This window comes from Pedobacter jeongneungensis (assembly GCF_039538295.1).
Taxonomy (GTDB): domain Bacteria; phylum Bacteroidota; class Bacteroidia; order Sphingobacteriales; family Sphingobacteriaceae; genus Pedobacter; species Pedobacter jeongneungensis.
This window is the reverse complement of the sequence record NZ_BAABBY010000004.1, coordinates 245000-260340: the sequence shown is the minus strand read 5'-3', so window position 1 is coordinate 260340 and position 15341 is coordinate 245000. Positions and strand designations below refer to the sequence as shown.

The 15341-nt window shown below is 40.7% G+C and carries 14 protein-coding genes; 10 read left to right on the top strand and 4 right to left on the bottom strand.

Annotated elements, in window-relative coordinates; genetic code table 11:
* The first annotated feature begins 154 nt into the window (after window positions 1-154).
* The 4 genes from ABD769_RS09325 (at window position 155) to ABD769_RS09310 (ending at window position 3208) form a co-directional block, all read left to right on the top strand.
* A complete protein-coding gene (locus ABD769_RS09325) occupies window positions 155-715 on the top strand; it encodes an RNA polymerase sigma factor (protein ID WP_344851156.1) in 561 nt (186 codons plus the stop codon).
* Window positions 708-1484: a HEAT repeat domain-containing protein gene (locus ABD769_RS09320; protein WP_344851155.1), complete on the top strand. Its 777-nt coding sequence runs from the start codon at window positions 708-710 to the stop codon at window positions 1482-1484. The genes ABD769_RS09325 and ABD769_RS09320 overlap by 8 nt, the downstream gene beginning before the upstream one ends.
* Before the next feature lie 19 nt (window positions 1485-1503).
* Complete coding sequence (locus tag ABD769_RS09315) at window positions 1504-2409, top strand: DUF4097 family beta strand repeat-containing protein (RefSeq protein WP_344851154.1); 906 nt, start codon at window positions 1504-1506, stop codon at window positions 2407-2409.
* A 73-nt stretch (window positions 2410-2482) separates the two neighbouring features.
* A complete protein-coding gene (locus ABD769_RS09310; RefSeq protein ID WP_344851153.1) occupies window positions 2483-3208 on the top strand; it encodes a hypothetical protein in 726 nt (241 codons plus the stop codon).
* A 713-nt stretch (window positions 3209-3921) separates the two neighbouring features.
* Here ABD769_RS09310 and ABD769_RS09305 read toward each other — a convergent pair.
* Window positions 3922-6564 (bottom strand): outer membrane beta-barrel protein, encoded by a 2643-nt coding sequence (locus tag ABD769_RS09305; protein WP_344851152.1) that lies wholly within the window; start codon window positions 6562-6564, stop codon window positions 3922-3924.
* A 354-nt stretch (window positions 6565-6918) separates the two neighbouring features.
* On the opposite strand from ABD769_RS09305, the gene ABD769_RS09300 reads away from it, so the two are divergent.
* Complete coding sequence (locus ABD769_RS09300) at window positions 6919-7917, top strand: 2-hydroxyacid dehydrogenase (protein WP_344851151.1); 999 nt, start codon at window positions 6919-6921, stop codon at window positions 7915-7917.
* A 137-nt stretch (window positions 7918-8054) separates the two neighbouring features.
* Here ABD769_RS09300 and map read toward each other — a convergent pair whose 3' ends face one another.
* Window positions 8055-8858, bottom strand: a complete 804-nt coding sequence (gene map / locus ABD769_RS09295; protein ID WP_344851150.1) for a type I methionyl aminopeptidase — start codon at window positions 8856-8858, stop codon at window positions 8055-8057.
* Between the two features lie 274 nt (window positions 8859-9132).
* On the opposite strand from map, the gene ABD769_RS09290 reads away from it, so the two are divergent.
* Complete coding sequence (locus ABD769_RS09290) at window positions 9133-9819, top strand: DUF2461 domain-containing protein (protein ID WP_344851149.1); 687 nt, start codon at window positions 9133-9135, stop codon at window positions 9817-9819.
* A 124-nt stretch (window positions 9820-9943) separates the two neighbouring features.
* Here ABD769_RS09290 and ABD769_RS09285 read toward each other — a convergent pair whose 3' ends face one another.
* Complete coding sequence (locus ABD769_RS09285; RefSeq protein ID WP_344851148.1) at window positions 9944-10690, bottom strand: SDR family oxidoreductase; 747 nt, start codon at window positions 10688-10690, stop codon at window positions 9944-9946.
* 83 nt (window positions 10691-10773) lie between these two features.
* Here ABD769_RS09285 and ABD769_RS09280 point away from each other — a divergent pair, with 83 nt between their 5' ends.
* From ABD769_RS09280 to ABD769_RS09265, 4 genes are all read left to right on the top strand, one after another.
* Complete coding sequence (locus ABD769_RS09280; RefSeq protein ID WP_344851147.1) at window positions 10774-11151, top strand: winged helix-turn-helix transcriptional regulator; 378 nt, start codon at window positions 10774-10776, stop codon at window positions 11149-11151.
* Window positions 11152-11354: 203 nt separating this feature from the next.
* Window positions 11355-11909 (top strand): YciE/YciF ferroxidase family protein, encoded by a 555-nt coding sequence (locus ABD769_RS09275; protein ID WP_344851146.1) that lies wholly within the window; start codon window positions 11355-11357, stop codon window positions 11907-11909.
* Between the two features lie 10 nt (window positions 11910-11919).
* A complete protein-coding gene (locus ABD769_RS09270; RefSeq protein ID WP_344851145.1) occupies window positions 11920-14112 on the top strand; it encodes a catalase in 2193 nt (730 codons plus the stop codon).
* A 67-nt stretch (window positions 14113-14179) separates the two neighbouring features.
* Complete coding sequence (locus ABD769_RS09265; protein WP_344851144.1) at window positions 14180-14785, top strand: hypothetical protein; 606 nt, start codon at window positions 14180-14182, stop codon at window positions 14783-14785.
* On the opposite strand, the gene ABD769_RS09260 is transcribed toward ABD769_RS09265, so the two are convergent.
* The gene (locus ABD769_RS09260) at window positions 14782-15270 is read right to left on the bottom strand and encodes an ankyrin repeat domain-containing protein (RefSeq protein ID WP_344851143.1); all 489 of its coding nucleotides are present in this window, start codon (window positions 15268-15270) and stop codon (window positions 14782-14784) included. The genes ABD769_RS09265 and ABD769_RS09260 overlap by 4 nt on opposite strands.
* Window positions 15271-15341: the final 71 nt, after the last annotated feature.

The following is a 15341-nucleotide window of genomic DNA, read 5'->3' as shown; positions in this document are numbered from 1 at the left end:
AGGTTTAAACAGGCTGATTTTGCCCGATTGTTTGATTAGATTTACCTTAATTTATATTTTTTTGGTTTTTTTTGAAAAAAAGATGCAACACTATTGTATATGCTGCGACTAGAGAGTAGAAACGTATTATAACAGATAAATTAAAAGCTCAACATTGCGCACTGCTGAACAGATAACCGATCAGGAATTAATTGTACTCTGCCTTGAGGGCAGGGAAGCAGGCTACACGGGACTTTACAACCGTTATGCCAGAAAGATCTATAATTCGATTAGCCGGATTGTGAGCCATACAGGTGAAGCAGAAGATATTCTGCAGGATATTTTTTGTACAGTGTTTAGTGATGTGAGCAAGTTAAAAGGGGTACTCAGTTTCGAAGCATGGGTACGGCGGATGGCCATCAACCGTTCCATTTCTCACCTAAGAAAAAGAAAAATAGCTTTCTCTGATCTGGGCGATATGGATGTTGAAGACGAAGGAGGAAATGACAATGATGATGTGGAAATTTTCGACTGCAGGGTAGAAGACGTGAAAAAAAGTATCGAAGACCTGTCAGCAGGTTACAAGACAATTTTAAACCTGTATGTATTTGAAAAGATGACGCATGAAGAAATTGCGGTAATGCTCGGACTTTCGGCCAGTACCGTGAGGACGCAGTACCACAGGGCAAAAAAACGTGTTTTATTATCACTAAAAGACAAATGTTATTATGAATGATCAGATAAAGGATTTTGTGGAACAGCACCGGGAGGAATTCGATCATCTCGAAGCACCGGCCTTTGATATGGACCGCTTTAAGCGGATGCAGGTTCAGCCAGAGCAAACAAGGGTTAAAAATCTGAAGTTTTTTAACAACAGCAAATGGCTGGTTGCGGCATCATTGGTGCTGGTAGCGGCAACCGCATGGCTTTTTTTTTACCCGTGGACACAAAAAGAAGCATTTTTAGTTCCGAAAGATGCTACGGCTACTTTGCTGCGCAGGCCGGTTGGAAAAGCAAATCAGGTTTTGGTTGAAAAAAACACACCTGTTCAAACCGCGAAGGTTAAGGTAAATGAGCCGGAAATGGTTAAGAAAAAACCACAATATATGGGCAGCAATGAAGAATATGCAGCTTTAAAAGATAGCAGTTCGGCAAGTGTAAGGTTGCTTGCGATATTAAAAATTGAAAAAAACAAGAAAATCAATAACAAAACACTGGATATGTTATCGAAAACGCTCAACCATGATGGAAATACCAACGTGCGCCTGGCTGCCCTCAATGTATTGCAAAAATACAGTGCCGATAAATATGCGTCTAAATTGCTGGTAAGCTCGTTAAGCAAGCAGGACGACCCGATGGTACAGCTTGGCCTGGTAAGCTTTTTAGGAAAAATGAAGAATGCAGAAATTGGCGACAAACTTTATGCGCTGGCCAATAACCCCGAAACATTTGCTGCAGTGCGTGATGAAGCGTATAGTATATTATTAAATCAGGATAAATTATAAAACAAACAACAATAAAATTATGAAAAAGCGATTCATCGTTCTTTTTTCTCTACTGGCCATTGCAGTATCGGCATCAGCACAGAAAGAATACAAATTAAACAAAAACTCAGGGCAGCTCAACCTCAATATATCGGGCGCAATAGTAGAAGGTTACAGTGGAAACGAAATTGTTTTTTCTATACCCAAAGGAGAAACCGAAGAGGTAGATGAACGTGCAAAAGGATTACGTGCCATCAGTGGGTCGGGTTTTACTGATAATACCGGCTTAGGTTTAGATGTTACTGAAAAAGGGGGAGAAATTAATGTTAATGCAGTAAACAGGGATATTAAAGGTATATTAACGATTAAGGTGCCTCAAAACATTAAAATAGTTTTTACCAACAAAAGCAATGTGTACCAGAATGAGATTATTCTGAAAAACCTTAAAAGTGAAATAGAGGTTTCTACCAGCTACAACAAAATCAAGCTCGAAAACAACAGTGGCCCTATGAATATTAAAACACTGTATGGTTCTGTAGATGCTATTTTTACTGAAGCCATTAAAGGTCCTGTATCTATTGTTTCGGTATATGGTTATGTAGATGTATCGCTTCCTGCCAATACAAAAGCGAACGTAGAATTAAGTACCGGTTATGGTAAACTTTACGCTGCAGAGGGCTTAAAAATAGCAATTGATAAAACCGAGAGAGCAGAGCGCAATGGCTTTACTTCTATAAGTGGAAGCGAAAATGTTGGCGGACAGGTAACTTCGGTACGTACAGGTCAGTCGATAAGTGGTTTAACTACTGTAAATGGAGATGGATCTGTTTTTGGATACAGTAGCAGTGGCCGGAGTTCTGAAAACATCAGAGGCAAGATTAATGGTGGCGGTGCTGATCTGATCTTAAATTCACGTTACAAAAATGTATATCTGAGAGAAAAATAACGGTCTCTCAGGTTTCCCCTTTCATCTGTCTGAAAGCCTGTTCTTGGCAATAAAGGCAACAAAGCATTCTTTTATGAAAACAGTATTATTTTGGCTTTTAATGGCCATGGTGCCGGGTATTGCCCTTTCGCAAACCAAAATTAATAAATCTTATCCGGTTAAAAAGGGTGATGCGGTAGTACTTCGCTTCGATTATCCAAAGGTTATACATGTTTCCAGCTGGGATAAAAATGAAATTGCGATAGAAGCTACGGTAAAGATCAACAATGGTGAAAGCGACTCGGCATTTACCCTCCAGGAAAGCAGTGCTGACGGAACCATTACCATTCAAAATAAACTTGATATGGATAAAATTCCGGAAGCTTATTATGTAAAGGAAAATGGCATTAAAACACGCTTAAACTCAAAAGCCGATCTTGATGCCTACATCAAGGAGAAAGGTGGCGCAAAAATATCGACCTATCAAACAAAGGATATTGAAATCACCATTAACATTAAACTTCCGGCAGATATAAACACTGAAATAAGTTCTGTTTATGGTATTGTAGAGATTAAAGATTTTAAGGGCCCTGTAAAGGTTGATGCAAGGTATGGCGGCATTGATGCCAGTATCAACCAGAGTGCAATTGGCAAAATAAAACTCACCAACCGTTATGGGAAAATATATACCGATATGGTGCTTAAACCGACAGAAATGAAAGAAGAAAATTTCTTTACTTCTTTAACGGCAGCACCAGGTGTTGGCCCGAGTTATGATTTGAGCTCATCGTACGGGAATATTTACCTGAGAAACCAGTAGGGAGGGGAAGCGGTTAGCGTTTGGTGATAAGCGGTGAGTTGGCTATAACCCCTCGTTGCGTCATCTCGACCGCAGTGGAGAGATCTTTAAGTTAAATAGCTTAAAGATTTCTCCATTATTTTTTTAGCCACAGATTCATAATCCCTCGTTACGTCATCTCGACCGCAGTGGAGAGATCTGTAAGTTAAATAGCTTAAAGATTTCTCCATTATTTTTTTTTAGCCACGGATTCACAATCCCTTGTTGCGTCATCTCGACCGCAGTGGAGAGATCTGCAAGTTAAATAAGCTTAAAGATTTCTCCGTTATTTTTTTAGCCACGGATTCACAGAAAACACGGAGAACATTGATTTCGAATATTCAGTCAATATTTTTTTAGTCAAATTATTAAGAAGTTAAGGCCATTAAGTGGTTCGTCATTGCGAGAAGGCTTTTTCAGCCGACGAAGCAATCTACAGAAAGAATCGTTAGCCGGAAAGATTACTTCGTCGTTCCTCCTCGCAATGACGACCACACTAAGTCAAGTATAAGGATATTTATAGTTAATATATTGTTAGTTAGGTTATTAAGAGCTTTAGGTCATTAAGTGGAAATTGTAAGTAAAAACCCCTCGTTGCGTCATCTCTACCGCAGTGGAGAGATCTGTGCGCTAAATAAGCTTAAAGATTTCTTTATTATTTCTCTCCATGTGCTCTGTGGTAAAAAATAGCTAGCTTATCCGCCAAACTTGCGTACCCGGTAAATCAGCGATAACATAAAATAGCGGCCCAAACGGTTTACCTGCCTGTCTACAATTACGTTGTCGAACACATCCCTCGAGATACCCGAATTCTGATCAAAAAGATCAAATCCTTCTACACGGATGGCGGCCATATCGTTTTTCATAAACTTATATTCCATTGAAAGGCGAAGCAACGTTGGATTACGTACCGCTCCGTTATCGAAGCCGGAGTTAATCTGTTTAGTAAAATCGTAACCTACAGTAAGGTCTTTAAAAAAGTAATTGCGTCCCTCTATACCGCATTCAAAACGGTTAGATTGACGATCGGCAAAACTATCACTCGAGTAATTGGTAAGGTTTTGTGAATAAGAAGTTTCTAACTGGAAATTAACAATATCCTTTAAATCTACCCGAAACTCCAGTTCCTGGCGCCAGGATAAGTTCTGCGCTTCAATCCGGCTATCATCTGTAAAAGTAATGTTGTTGTTCAATTGTCCCGAACCTGAGTAGCCAATGGTAAATTTCCGCTCTGCAGAAAGTGGTTTACTGATGTTATAATCGCCCTGAAGGGTATAATAACCATCCGCATTGATATAGCTTGTTAGCTGGTTAACCGTTCCTGGTACACGTTGCTTGGTGGTTACAATCCTGTCGTTTGTGCGTTCGTATTTAAAGTTTGCCTGTATTATTTTCCCTGCATTCCAATCGGCCCGCTTATAATGTGCATTAACACTTTGGATAAATTCGGGTTTCAGGTTTGGATTTCCGGTAACCACATTCTGGAGGTTCGAATTATCAGATATAGGCTGTAACTGTAAAAAGCCCGGTTGATTATTCCTGCCCCAGTAGTTGATGTCGAAAGATTCCTGGTTCGAAAATTTATAAGAAAAACGGCCTGAAGGGATGAAGTTAAACGAACGGTTAACCGTTTGAATGTTGTTGCTCAGGTTCTCTCCGCGCAATATTGCCGGCTGTGCATTTACACCAATTGTATAGTTTAACTTCTCGCCTATATACCGGTAATTTAGTCCAACTTTGTTGGTAATAAACTGATAATCATAAATGTTGCTGAGGTTTGGATTAAATACTTCATTACCATCAACCACATCATAAGCATCACGCGAATTATTTGTAGACGAGCGGTTCCAGTTATAATTTACCTCCAGAAAGGTCTTTTTCCAGATTGGTTCCATGTACGAAACACCTGCATTTAATCCTAAATTACGGCTATTCTGGTTGTTCAGCTGGTTTTGTAAAACAGTATCTGCCGCTTTGTTGTGCGTATTGATGTAATTGTTATACACATCTTTATAACTTTCTCCATCTGAATAATTAATGTTTCCCCATGAAGTAATATTACGGCCCTTTTTCTCAAATTTATGGTTAAAAAAGAAATTGGTGCGTGCATTGAGGTTTTTAGAGGTGTTAAAGTTTGTACTTTGCCTGTTTGTGGAGAGGGTATCCTGAGTGATATCGGAACCTCCGGTACTGTTGCCGTTATTGTTGCTGTAAGAAAAATTTGGCGAAATTTTAAGGTAGTTCATCGTATCAATTTTATACTCTAAGCTGCCGCCAAACGAATGGTTATTATTGTTGCTCTGACTATTATTACCCGCATTTTCGAGCCTGTTAATTGGATTCTGACCGGCATCCTGTAAAACGCTTTGAGTATAGGTTGAGCTGATGGTGTTATTCTTGTTGTTGTTAAAGTTATATGATGCATCAGCCGAAAGTCTGGTGCTGAACTCATTTCTGTAATTTAAACCTAAGGCATTTCTGGTATTGATTCCATCACCTCCGCCGCCACGCATATTGGCATTGGCCGATGTTCCATCGAAAGAAATCTGCCGTTCGCCTTTCATGCTGTTTCCCCTGATGCTGGTATTGTAGCGGTCAGAATTGCCAACCCCGGCCGATGCACGGGCAAAATATCCCTTCTTTTTATCTTCTTCGATGGTTAAGTTCAATATCTTTTCTGGCTCGCCCGTTTTAATTCCGGTCAGTTTTGCCTGATCGCCATAATCGTCGATAAATTGCAGGTTCTTGATGATATCTGCAGGTAAGTTTTTGATAGCGGTGGCTACATCAGTTCCAAAAAAATCCTTTCCGTTAACCCGAATTTTGGTAACAGGCGCGCCCTGACTGGTTACATTGCCATCTTTATCTACCTTTATGCCCGGCAGTTTTTTCAGCACTTCGTCTACTGCATCACCATCCCTTACCGGAAAAGCCCTGGCGCTAAAACTCACTGTATCTTCGGTTACTTTTACGGGCGGCACGCCGGAGATCACCACACCTTCAAGGGTATTTGAAGAGGGCCTGAGTTTAATATCGGTAATGTTCAGCAGTGCACCTTTATCGATCAGATATTGTTTACTAAAAGTATCGTAGCCAATAAATGCAGCGGAAAGGGTAAACTGTTTAGATTTGACTTTGCTCAAAATGAAGGTTCCATCGGGATTGGCTGAAGTGCCTGCGCTATCGTTTCCAGATTTAATCCGTACTACTGCACCAGGTAGCGGCAAGCCTGCAGTATCCAAAACAATACCTTTTACGGTATAATTCTGTGCGTAACTGTTTGTAAAAATACCCGCAAAGAGCAGGAGTAACCAAATCGTTTTAGTAAATACCCTCATCAATTATTTGTGTGTGCCATAAAAATACGGCGCAGCAGGCTAAACGCATGGAGCGTAATCAACATGTTACCAATGAGGTGATTGAAGAGTAACGGAGGGATAATGGAAGAGGGATATCTGAGGAATAATGGAAGAGGGATATCTGAGAGATAATGGAAGATGGATAATGGAAGATGGACAATAACCGGTTTTGAGTTTGGCGTTTTGAGTTTGGTGTCAGTTAACCGATTTAAACAATTAACAAGTTCTGCATTTTGCATCAATTAACCAATTTATACAATTAACCGATTAACCAATTTCAACTATTACCAATTAACCTCACTACCCACCAAACTAATCCGTATTTTTACCATAATGAAGATTGTATTTTTTTCTGCCAAGCCTTACGACCGTGATTTTTTTGAAAGTTGTAACGAACATTATGATTTCGAACTCGAATTTTGGGAAACCCATTTGGGCCCCCATATCGCCGATGCAATAAAACCGGGAACAGATGCCGTTTGTGTATTCGTAAATGATAAATTAACTGCTGAGGTGATTGCTGTACTGGCAGAAAAGGGAGTCAAAATCATCGCATTACGTTGTGCTGGCTTTAATAATGTAGATCTGGAGGCCGCAAAGCAATATGGAATCCGCGTTTGCAGGGTGCCGGCTTATTCGCCTCAGGCTGTTGCCGAACATGCAGTGGCAATGTTGCTTACGCTAAACCGTAAAACACATAAGGCCTATAACCGGATACGCGAACAGAATTTTTCGCTTTCAGGTTTAATGGGTTTCAATCTTTTTGGCAAAACAGTAGGGGTAATCGGAACCGGAAAAATAGGCGCTGCCTTTTGTAAAATTATGCTGGGCTTTGGTTGCAAGGTGCTGGCCTACGATCCTTTTGAGAATGAACAGGTCCGAAATTTCGGTGTTAAATACCTTCCTTTTCATGAAGTAATTAAAGATGCGGATATCGTTTCACTGCACTGTCCGCTAACACCAGACAACCATCATTTAATCAGTGCTGCCAGTTTATCATCGATGAAAAAGGGTGTTACGCTGATCAATACGAGCAGAGGGGGATTGATTCATACACGTGAAGTAATTGATGCATTAAAAACGGGGCAGGTTGCTGCATTGGGCATTGATGTGTATGAACAGGAAGAAAAATTGTTTTTTAAGGATCTTTCTACCAGTATTATTGGTGATGATGATATTCAGCGGTTAATCAGCTTCCCGAATGTATTGGTTACCGGGCATCAGGCTTTTTTTACACAAGAAGCATTAACTGAAATTGCCGAATCAACGCTGGCTACTGTTAAGGCTTTGTTAACAGGGGATGGGGTAGATGAGGCTGCGGTATTGGTGTAAGTGATTGGCGTTAAGCGTAGAGCAGCCTCATTAATGATTTTTGGTTGATGGTTCATAGATTATCATGATCAATTATGAACCATCAGATATTGTAAATTGCATTTGGCCCTTTGCCCTTAGCACTTTCCTTTTTGCTGTTAAGCGTAATATGAAGTATTCAGGTTGATGTTCTTCTTTTCTGCATCCTCTATTGGCGCATAGTTAGAAAGGATTAATGCTTCGCCCTTTTTAACGCATACATCATGCTCGAAATGTACTGAAGGACTACCGTCTGCAGTTCTGATCGTCCAGCCATCATGATCTAAAAAGACATCTTTTTTGCCCATATTAATCATCGGTTCAATCGCCATTACCAGGTTTTCTCTTAACAGCATGCCCGTGCCCTTACGGCCATAGTTTGGCACCTGCGGATCTTCGTGCATATCTTTACCTAAACCATGACCAACCAGATCCCTCACCACTCCGTAACCTTGCTTCTCGTTGTAGTTTTGGATGGCATAACCGATATCGCCGAGGCGTTTGCCCACAACAGCTTCCTTAATCCCTACAAAAAGCGATTCCTTGGTGGTTTTAACAAGATTTAATATTTCAGGTGATACTTCACCGATGATAAAAGTATAAGCGTGGTCGCCGTGAAAGCCGTTTTTGATGGTACCCACGTCTACCGAAATGATATCGCCGTCTACCAGTTCATACTCGCTGGGGAAACCGTGTACCACCACATCATTTACCGAAGTGATGATATGGAATGGAAAGCCGTTATAGTTATAAAAAGATGGAACTGCACCATTATCGAGTATAAACTCATTGGCCAGTTTATCAATTTGTAGTGTTGTAATTCCCGGTTTGATTATTTTAGCTACTTCTGCCAGTGTATCGCTTACCAGTAGTGCGCTGATCTGCATCAACTCTACCTCTTCATTAGTTTTGTATAAAATCATTGCTGCAAATTTACAAAAAGATGCGGGTAAGCAGAAATGAGGAGATTTAATTGTTGGATTGTTGCAGGGTTATAAAGTTGGAGAGGCTATAAGGTTTAGCGTTTATATAAGGATGATTTATGAGGGTAAAAGGCATGATTGTAGCTAAATGGTTATGGCCTTATATGTTCTTATATTTCTCAAACGGTAAAAAAATACTTTAATTTATTACGCTACCATGTAAAATATATTTTATCCTGCCATTATATTTGAAAAAGAAACACCCCATAATTACATGTCTGCAAAACCTATAAAAATACAGCGTTCCAACATCGATTTTCTGGTACAGTTAAAAAAGAACAACAACCGCGATTGGTTTAATGAGCGTAAAAACGAATTTCTTACTGAGCAGGCCAATATTGAAAATTTTGCTTCTGCATTGTTGACCGGATTAAATCTCCACGATGTAATCGAAACCCCCTCTGGTAAAAAAAGCCTTTATCGCATTTATCGCGATACCCGCTTTTCGACAGATAAAACACCCTATAAAACGCATTGGAGCGGAAGTTTCAAACGGGCAGGCAAAAGCAGGCGTGGTGGTTATTATTTTCACATTGAAAAAGGAAACACTTTTGTAGGTGGTGGATTCTGGGGACCTTCGCCAGCCGACCTGAAACTGATCAGGGATGATATCGCCTTTGATGCAAAACCGCTGCGTGATATTATGAACGATAAAAATTTTGTAACATCCTTTGGCAGCTTAGCAGGAGAACAACTTAAAACCACACCAAAAGGCTTCGACGCAGGGCATCCCGATATCGATCTTTTACGTTTTAAACAGTTTTTATTGATTAAAAGATTTGATGACGAAACCCTGTTGGGTGAAAATCTTCTTCAGCAAATGGGACAGGCTTTTAAAGATATGCGACCATTTTTCGATTACATGAGCAGTGTGTTAAGCGGCGATGCAAATGGAGAATAGCCTTTATTAGTTAATAGTTTCACAGCTCGTGGTTAATTGCTATAAAGTATGGTGATTATTTTGCAGGCTTTCACCTGCGAAGTAATCAACTATAGACTTCACACTATCGATTTCGGACTCCAGACTAAACCTTAAGGCTCATTCCGCCGTCCATTACAATTTCTGCCCCTGTAATAAAGTTAGCAGCATCACCACAGAAAAAAGTAACCATTTTGGCTACATCTTCTGCCTTGCCGATTTTTTTAAGTGGAATGCGGTCAATCATCCATTGGTTAAGTGCAGCTAACTGTTCTTCATTAAGGCCTTTTTTATTCATAATTTCTGTAGCTGTTGGCCCCGGGCTAACGCTGTTTACACGGATCTGGCGTGGTGCTAATTCTAATGCTGCAATGCGCATAACCGAATTTAATGCAGCTTTACTAGATGAGTAGATCGAACTATTGGGTAAATCCATACTTGCAGTATTTGATGACAGGAATACAACAGATCCTCCATCATTTAACAATGGAATAAACTTGCTCAGGGTAAAGTAGGCACCTTTAAAGTTAATATCCATAATCGTATCAAAGGTTTTTTCTGTAGCATCTGCTATACTGCTCTGCTCTACCACACCAGCATTGATAAACAGGATATCAATTTTACCAAAGGTTTTTTCAACTTCTGTTGCTAACCCTTCGATTGCGTTAACCTCACTTTGATCTGCTATTAAACCTTTAACACCAAGTTCTGCAGCTGCTTTTTCAACTGCGTCTTTCCGTCTTCCTGTAATAATTACATCTGCACCTTGTTTTTTTAATTCGCTTGCGGTTGCATAACCAATACCGCTATTTCCGCCGGTTACCAGCGCTTTTTTTCCTTCTAAATTATTCATGATTAAAAAAAAATAAATTAATGATGCAAAAATACCACAATATTGGTATACTTTTGTAAGTAGTATCACAGAGTATACCAATTATGGAAACAGAAAAAAGAAATCAGATCGCAGCCGAGGTATTATCAAATCCCCGCAACCAGCAAGAAGAAATACAGGCTTTACAGGATACGCTTTATGTACTTGGAGGCAAATGGAAACTTCCGATTATCAATTCCATCTGCAATGGAAATAAGAGATTCAGGGATATAGAAAGAAGTATCCCGGGCATTACCACAAGAATGCTTTCAAAAGAATTAAAAGAGATGACAGCCAATCAACTCATTAAAAGAACAGTAATTGATGATACACCGGTAACCATAGAATATACTTCAACTGACTATTGCAGATCTTTTGGCGATATCATACTTGAAATGATCAAATGGGGAAAACAACACAGACAAAAATTAAAAGAAGGATAGGTTTTTGGATTAATCGACTCTAAACTCCCAGCTCCAATCTCCCAACTAATCTATCGGTTACTCGACTCCGAACTACAGACTCAAGACTCCGGACTCAAGACTCCGAACTACCTCTCCCCAAACGCTTATTAAAACTAAGCAAAAAAATGCAAAACTTAAGCTGAAATAAAAGGTTGTAGATATATACCTTAACAGCTTATAACATGAAAAAAAATGAAACTGGTGGCGATCCAAAATTCGCAACTAAAACAACGGTTCAGGATGCACCTGCTTTAAACGGATTATTTAAAGATGCTATCGCCGATCTTTATTGGGCAGAAAATCACCTGGTTAAAGCATTACCCAAAATGATTTCGGCCGCTACTGCCCCCGAACTTAAAAACGCAATAGAATCCCATCTCGAAGAAACTAAAGTCCACGTTACCCGGCTGGAGCAGGTATTCGAACTTTTAGGGGAGAAAGCTATTGCTAAAAAATGCGATGCCATGGAAGGTTTAACCAAAGAAGCCGAAGGCATTGTAGAAGAAACCGAACCTGGTACCGCCACCCGCGATGTAGGTATTATCCTTGCTTCGCAAAAAGTAGAACATTACGAAATTGCCAGTTATGGCGGCCTTTATCAATTGGCAACCACACTTGGTTTAACCGATATCGCCGATATTTTAGAGCAAACGCTTTCCGAAGAAAAACTCGCCGACAGTAAACTAACCGATATAGCAGAAAACGAAATTAATTACAAAGCAGCTGACGAAGCATAAAAGAATAAAAATGGCTAAGAAAACATCAGATCAAAAAAATGCACTGCCACAGCAGGAAAACGATAAGACCAGAAAACTCGAATCGTTTGTAGCCGATGCCAGCGGTGAGTCGATGACTACCAACCATGGGCTAAAAATTAACGACGATCAAAACTCATTAAAAGCAGGCGAAAGAGGAGCATCTTTACTGGAAGATTTTATTCTCCGCGAAAAAATTACCCATTTCGATCACGAACGCATACCCGAAAGAGTTGTGCATGCCAGGGGCTCTGCCGCACATGGCGTTTTTAAAGTGTACGAAGACATGTCTGAACTAACGCGTGCTGCATTTCTTTGCGATCCCGGTGCAGAAACCCCTGTTTTTGTGCGTTTCTCTACCGTTGCGGGTTCACGAGGATCAACCGATTTAGCCCGTGATGTACGTGGTTTCGCTGTAAAATTTTACACGCAGGAAGGCAATTTCGATCTGGTGGGCAACAATATGCCTGTATTCTTTATTCAGGATGCACTTAAATTTCCAGACCTGATCCATGCCGTAAAACCCGAACCAGATAACGAAATGCCACAGGCAGCATCTGCGCACGATACCTTTTGGGATTTTATTTCTCAGTTGCCGGAATCATCTCACATGATTATGTGGGCCATGAGCGATAGGGCCTTACCCCGAAGTTACCGCATGATGGAAGGTTTTGGTGTACATACCTTTAGGCTTGTAAATGCTAAAGGGGAATCAAACTTTGTTAAATTCCATTGGAAACCCCTTCTAGGTGTGCATGCCGTAGCCTGGGATGAAGCTCAGAATATTTCAGGTAAAGATCCTGATTTTCACCGTCGCGATTTATGGGATGCCATTGAGGCCGGCGCTTTCCCTGAATGGGAACTTGGCGTGCAGATTGTTCCCGAAGCAGATGAGTTTAAATTCGATTTCGATCTTTTGGATCCGACTAAACTGATTCCTGAAGAACTGGTTCCGGTGCAGCGCATTGGTAAAATGACCTTAAACCGCAACACCGATAACTTTTTTGCCGAGACGGAGCAGGTGGCTTTCCATGTGGGGCACGTAGTTCCGGGTATCGATTTTACCAACGATCCTTTATTGCAGGGCAGGTTGTTTTCTTATACCGATACCCAGCTAATCCGTTTAGGCGGACCTAATTTTCACGAAATTCCAATTAACCGTCCGGTAGTTCCTGTACACAATAACCAGCGCGATGGTTACATGCGCCAAACCATAAACAGGGGCAAAACCAGTTATGGTCCAAATGGCATTGCCAATAACGATCCGCAACAGGTTAAAGCTGCCGATGGTGGTTTTACCAGCTATAACGAACGCATCGACGCGAAGAAAATAAGGGCGAGAAGCAGAAGCTTTTTCGACCATTTTTCGCAAGCCAGGTTGTTTTTTAACAGCCAGAGCGAAGCCGAAAAAAACCACATTGTTGATGCTTTAAGTTTTGAGCTTGGCAAAGTTAAAACAGTAGCCATCAGAGAGCGTATGCTTGCTGTTTTGGTGCAGATAGATAATAAACTTGCTGCCGAAGTGGCTTTTGCACTTGGCCTGCACATTCCAAAAATTGCGTTGGAAGATTTGAATAACAGTATTCCGGCAGATGCTGACCGTGCTGATTATGCTTCTTTAAATCCAGAAGGTAGTTTGGCAAAATCTGAGGCCCTGAGCATGGCCGGAACCATAAAAGATACCATTAAAACCAGAAAAGTAGCCATACTTGCTGCCGATGGGGTAGATGGAGCTTCGCTGAGCAAAGTTAAAGATGCTTTGGTTGCCGAAGGAGCAGTGGTGCACATTATAGCGCCTAAATTGGGACAGATCATTTCGAAAGAAGATCAGCAGATTGTACCCGACGAAAGCTTTTTAACAGCTGCATCGGTACTTTACGATGCCGTATATGTACCAGGTGGCGGCAATTCGGTAGCTACATTAGAGGCCGAAGCCAACGCAGTTCATTTTTTAAATGAAGCTTTTAAACACTGTAAAGCCATTGCCGCAGATGAAGAAGCATTGCAAGTATTAGAATCGACGTATTTTTTCAAAAAATTACCTGCAGAATACTCAGAAGAAACCGTATTGCGTGAAGGTGTATTGGTAGGCAAAGATTTAAAAAAGCTTACAGCAACGTTTATTAAAATGATTGCACAACACCGTTTTTGGGATCGGGAAAATCCAAGGAAAATCCCTGCTTAATTGTAGTTCAACTTATAAAATAATCGGCGGGGGGCCAAACCTCCGCTGGTTTAACCTCAAATGTATTATGGAAAATCAACCTGACCAAAATATCATTCCCAAACAATATACAGGTACCAGTATGGATGCCCTGGAGGAGCAGATTAGTTCTTCAACAGAAGAGGCCATAGCACTTTTTAAACAGGCATCTGCAAAACTTCTATCGGTTAACGACTGGGGCAAATATGCAGGAATGTCTAACTTTCAGCTCATGGACCCACACGGCATTAAGGCTGAAAGAAATGCTGAAGAAGGCGATTATATCCGGATTGATATCCCCGGGCCTGGTACCAGCGTAGGCAAGGGTTACGACTGGGTACGGATCCAGGAAATAAAAAATATTGAGGAAAGCGAATTACAGATTTTGGCCATTACCGTCAGGCCCTGTGCTCACCCGCTTGAAATTGAAGGTAAAACGGCACATTTTCTTAAAGATACCGCAACATCTACCTTTGTTGTTAAAAGATACGGCTTACGCATTACCGCTGAGGAACACGGACGGAACGAGTTACCCAATACCGAAACAGGAAGTTTATACGATAAAGGTAGAAACTTTGTTGTGGGTATGGCAGCAAAACTTGGTCTGTCATACCCTCAATGGAAAAGCCTCGTTAAAGGCTTGTTAGAAGATTAAGTATCTTCTATATGTGCTTGCAGCATTTCAATACCAACTTCATTTCCCTGCAGCGCAGCTAATTCAACGGCGCGCTTACCTGTTTTATCTGCAAGTGTTGGGTCAGCACCATGTTCGAGCAATAACCTTAACACATCGTTCCTGCCAAACATCGCTGCAAACATCAAAGCCGTTCCGCCATTTCCATGCTGAAGATTTAAACTGGCCCCGTTTTCGATCAGTAATTTAGCAATAGGGGTGTAACCTTTAAAACTCGCACCCATTAAAGCGGTGTTTCCGCCAAAATCTGCAGCATCAATAGCTGCACCGGCATCAATTAATATTTTGGCAGCTTCAGGCTGGTTATTATAACAGGCTATAATTAAAGGCGTATAACCTTTATCATCGCGGTGGTTTAAATCCACACCTCGGCTAATCAGTTCTTTTATAACTTCCACTTCGCCAAGTCGGGCAGCAGGTATAATCAGTTCATTTATATTCTCCATGTTGCTATAACCAAAAGTTGTGGTTTAAAGTTTTAAGAACAGGATTTAATCTGTTTTAAAATTTTATTATT

Coding starts and splice junctions, on each gene's coding strand:
- ABD769_RS09320 (WP_344851155.1), top strand. CDS start 708: ATGAATGATCAGATAAAGGATTTTGTGGAACAGCACCGGGAGGAATTC.
- ABD769_RS09315 (WP_344851154.1), top strand. CDS start 1,504: ATGAAAAAGCGATTCATCGTTCTTTTTTCTCTACTGGCCATTGCAGTA.
- ABD769_RS09310 (WP_344851153.1), top strand. CDS start 2,483: ATGAAAACAGTATTATTTTGGCTTTTAATGGCCATGGTGCCGGGTATT.
- ABD769_RS09305 (WP_344851152.1), bottom strand. CDS start 6,564: ATGAGGGTATTTACTAAAACGATTTGGTTACTCCTGCTCTTTGCGGGT.
- ABD769_RS09300 (WP_344851151.1), top strand. CDS start 6,919: ATGAAGATTGTATTTTTTTCTGCCAAGCCTTACGACCGTGATTTTTTT.
- map (WP_344851150.1), bottom strand. CDS start 8,858: ATGATTTTATACAAAACTAATGAAGAGGTAGAGTTGATGCAGATCAGC.
- ABD769_RS09290 (WP_344851149.1), top strand. CDS start 9,133: ATGTCTGCAAAACCTATAAAAATACAGCGTTCCAACATCGATTTTCTG.
- ABD769_RS09285 (WP_344851148.1), bottom strand. CDS start 10,690: ATGAATAATTTAGAAGGAAAAAAAGCGCTGGTAACCGGCGGAAATAGC.
- ABD769_RS09280 (WP_344851147.1), top strand. CDS start 10,774: ATGGAAACAGAAAAAAGAAATCAGATCGCAGCCGAGGTATTATCAAAT.
- ABD769_RS09275 (WP_344851146.1), top strand. CDS start 11,355: ATGAAAAAAAATGAAACTGGTGGCGATCCAAAATTCGCAACTAAAACA.
- ABD769_RS09270 (WP_344851145.1), top strand. CDS start 11,920: ATGGCTAAGAAAACATCAGATCAAAAAAATGCACTGCCACAGCAGGAA.
- ABD769_RS09265 (WP_344851144.1), top strand. CDS start 14,180: ATGGAAAATCAACCTGACCAAAATATCATTCCCAAACAATATACAGGT.
- ABD769_RS09260 (WP_344851143.1), bottom strand. CDS start 15,270: ATGGAGAATATAAATGAACTGATTATACCTGCTGCCCGACTTGGCGAA.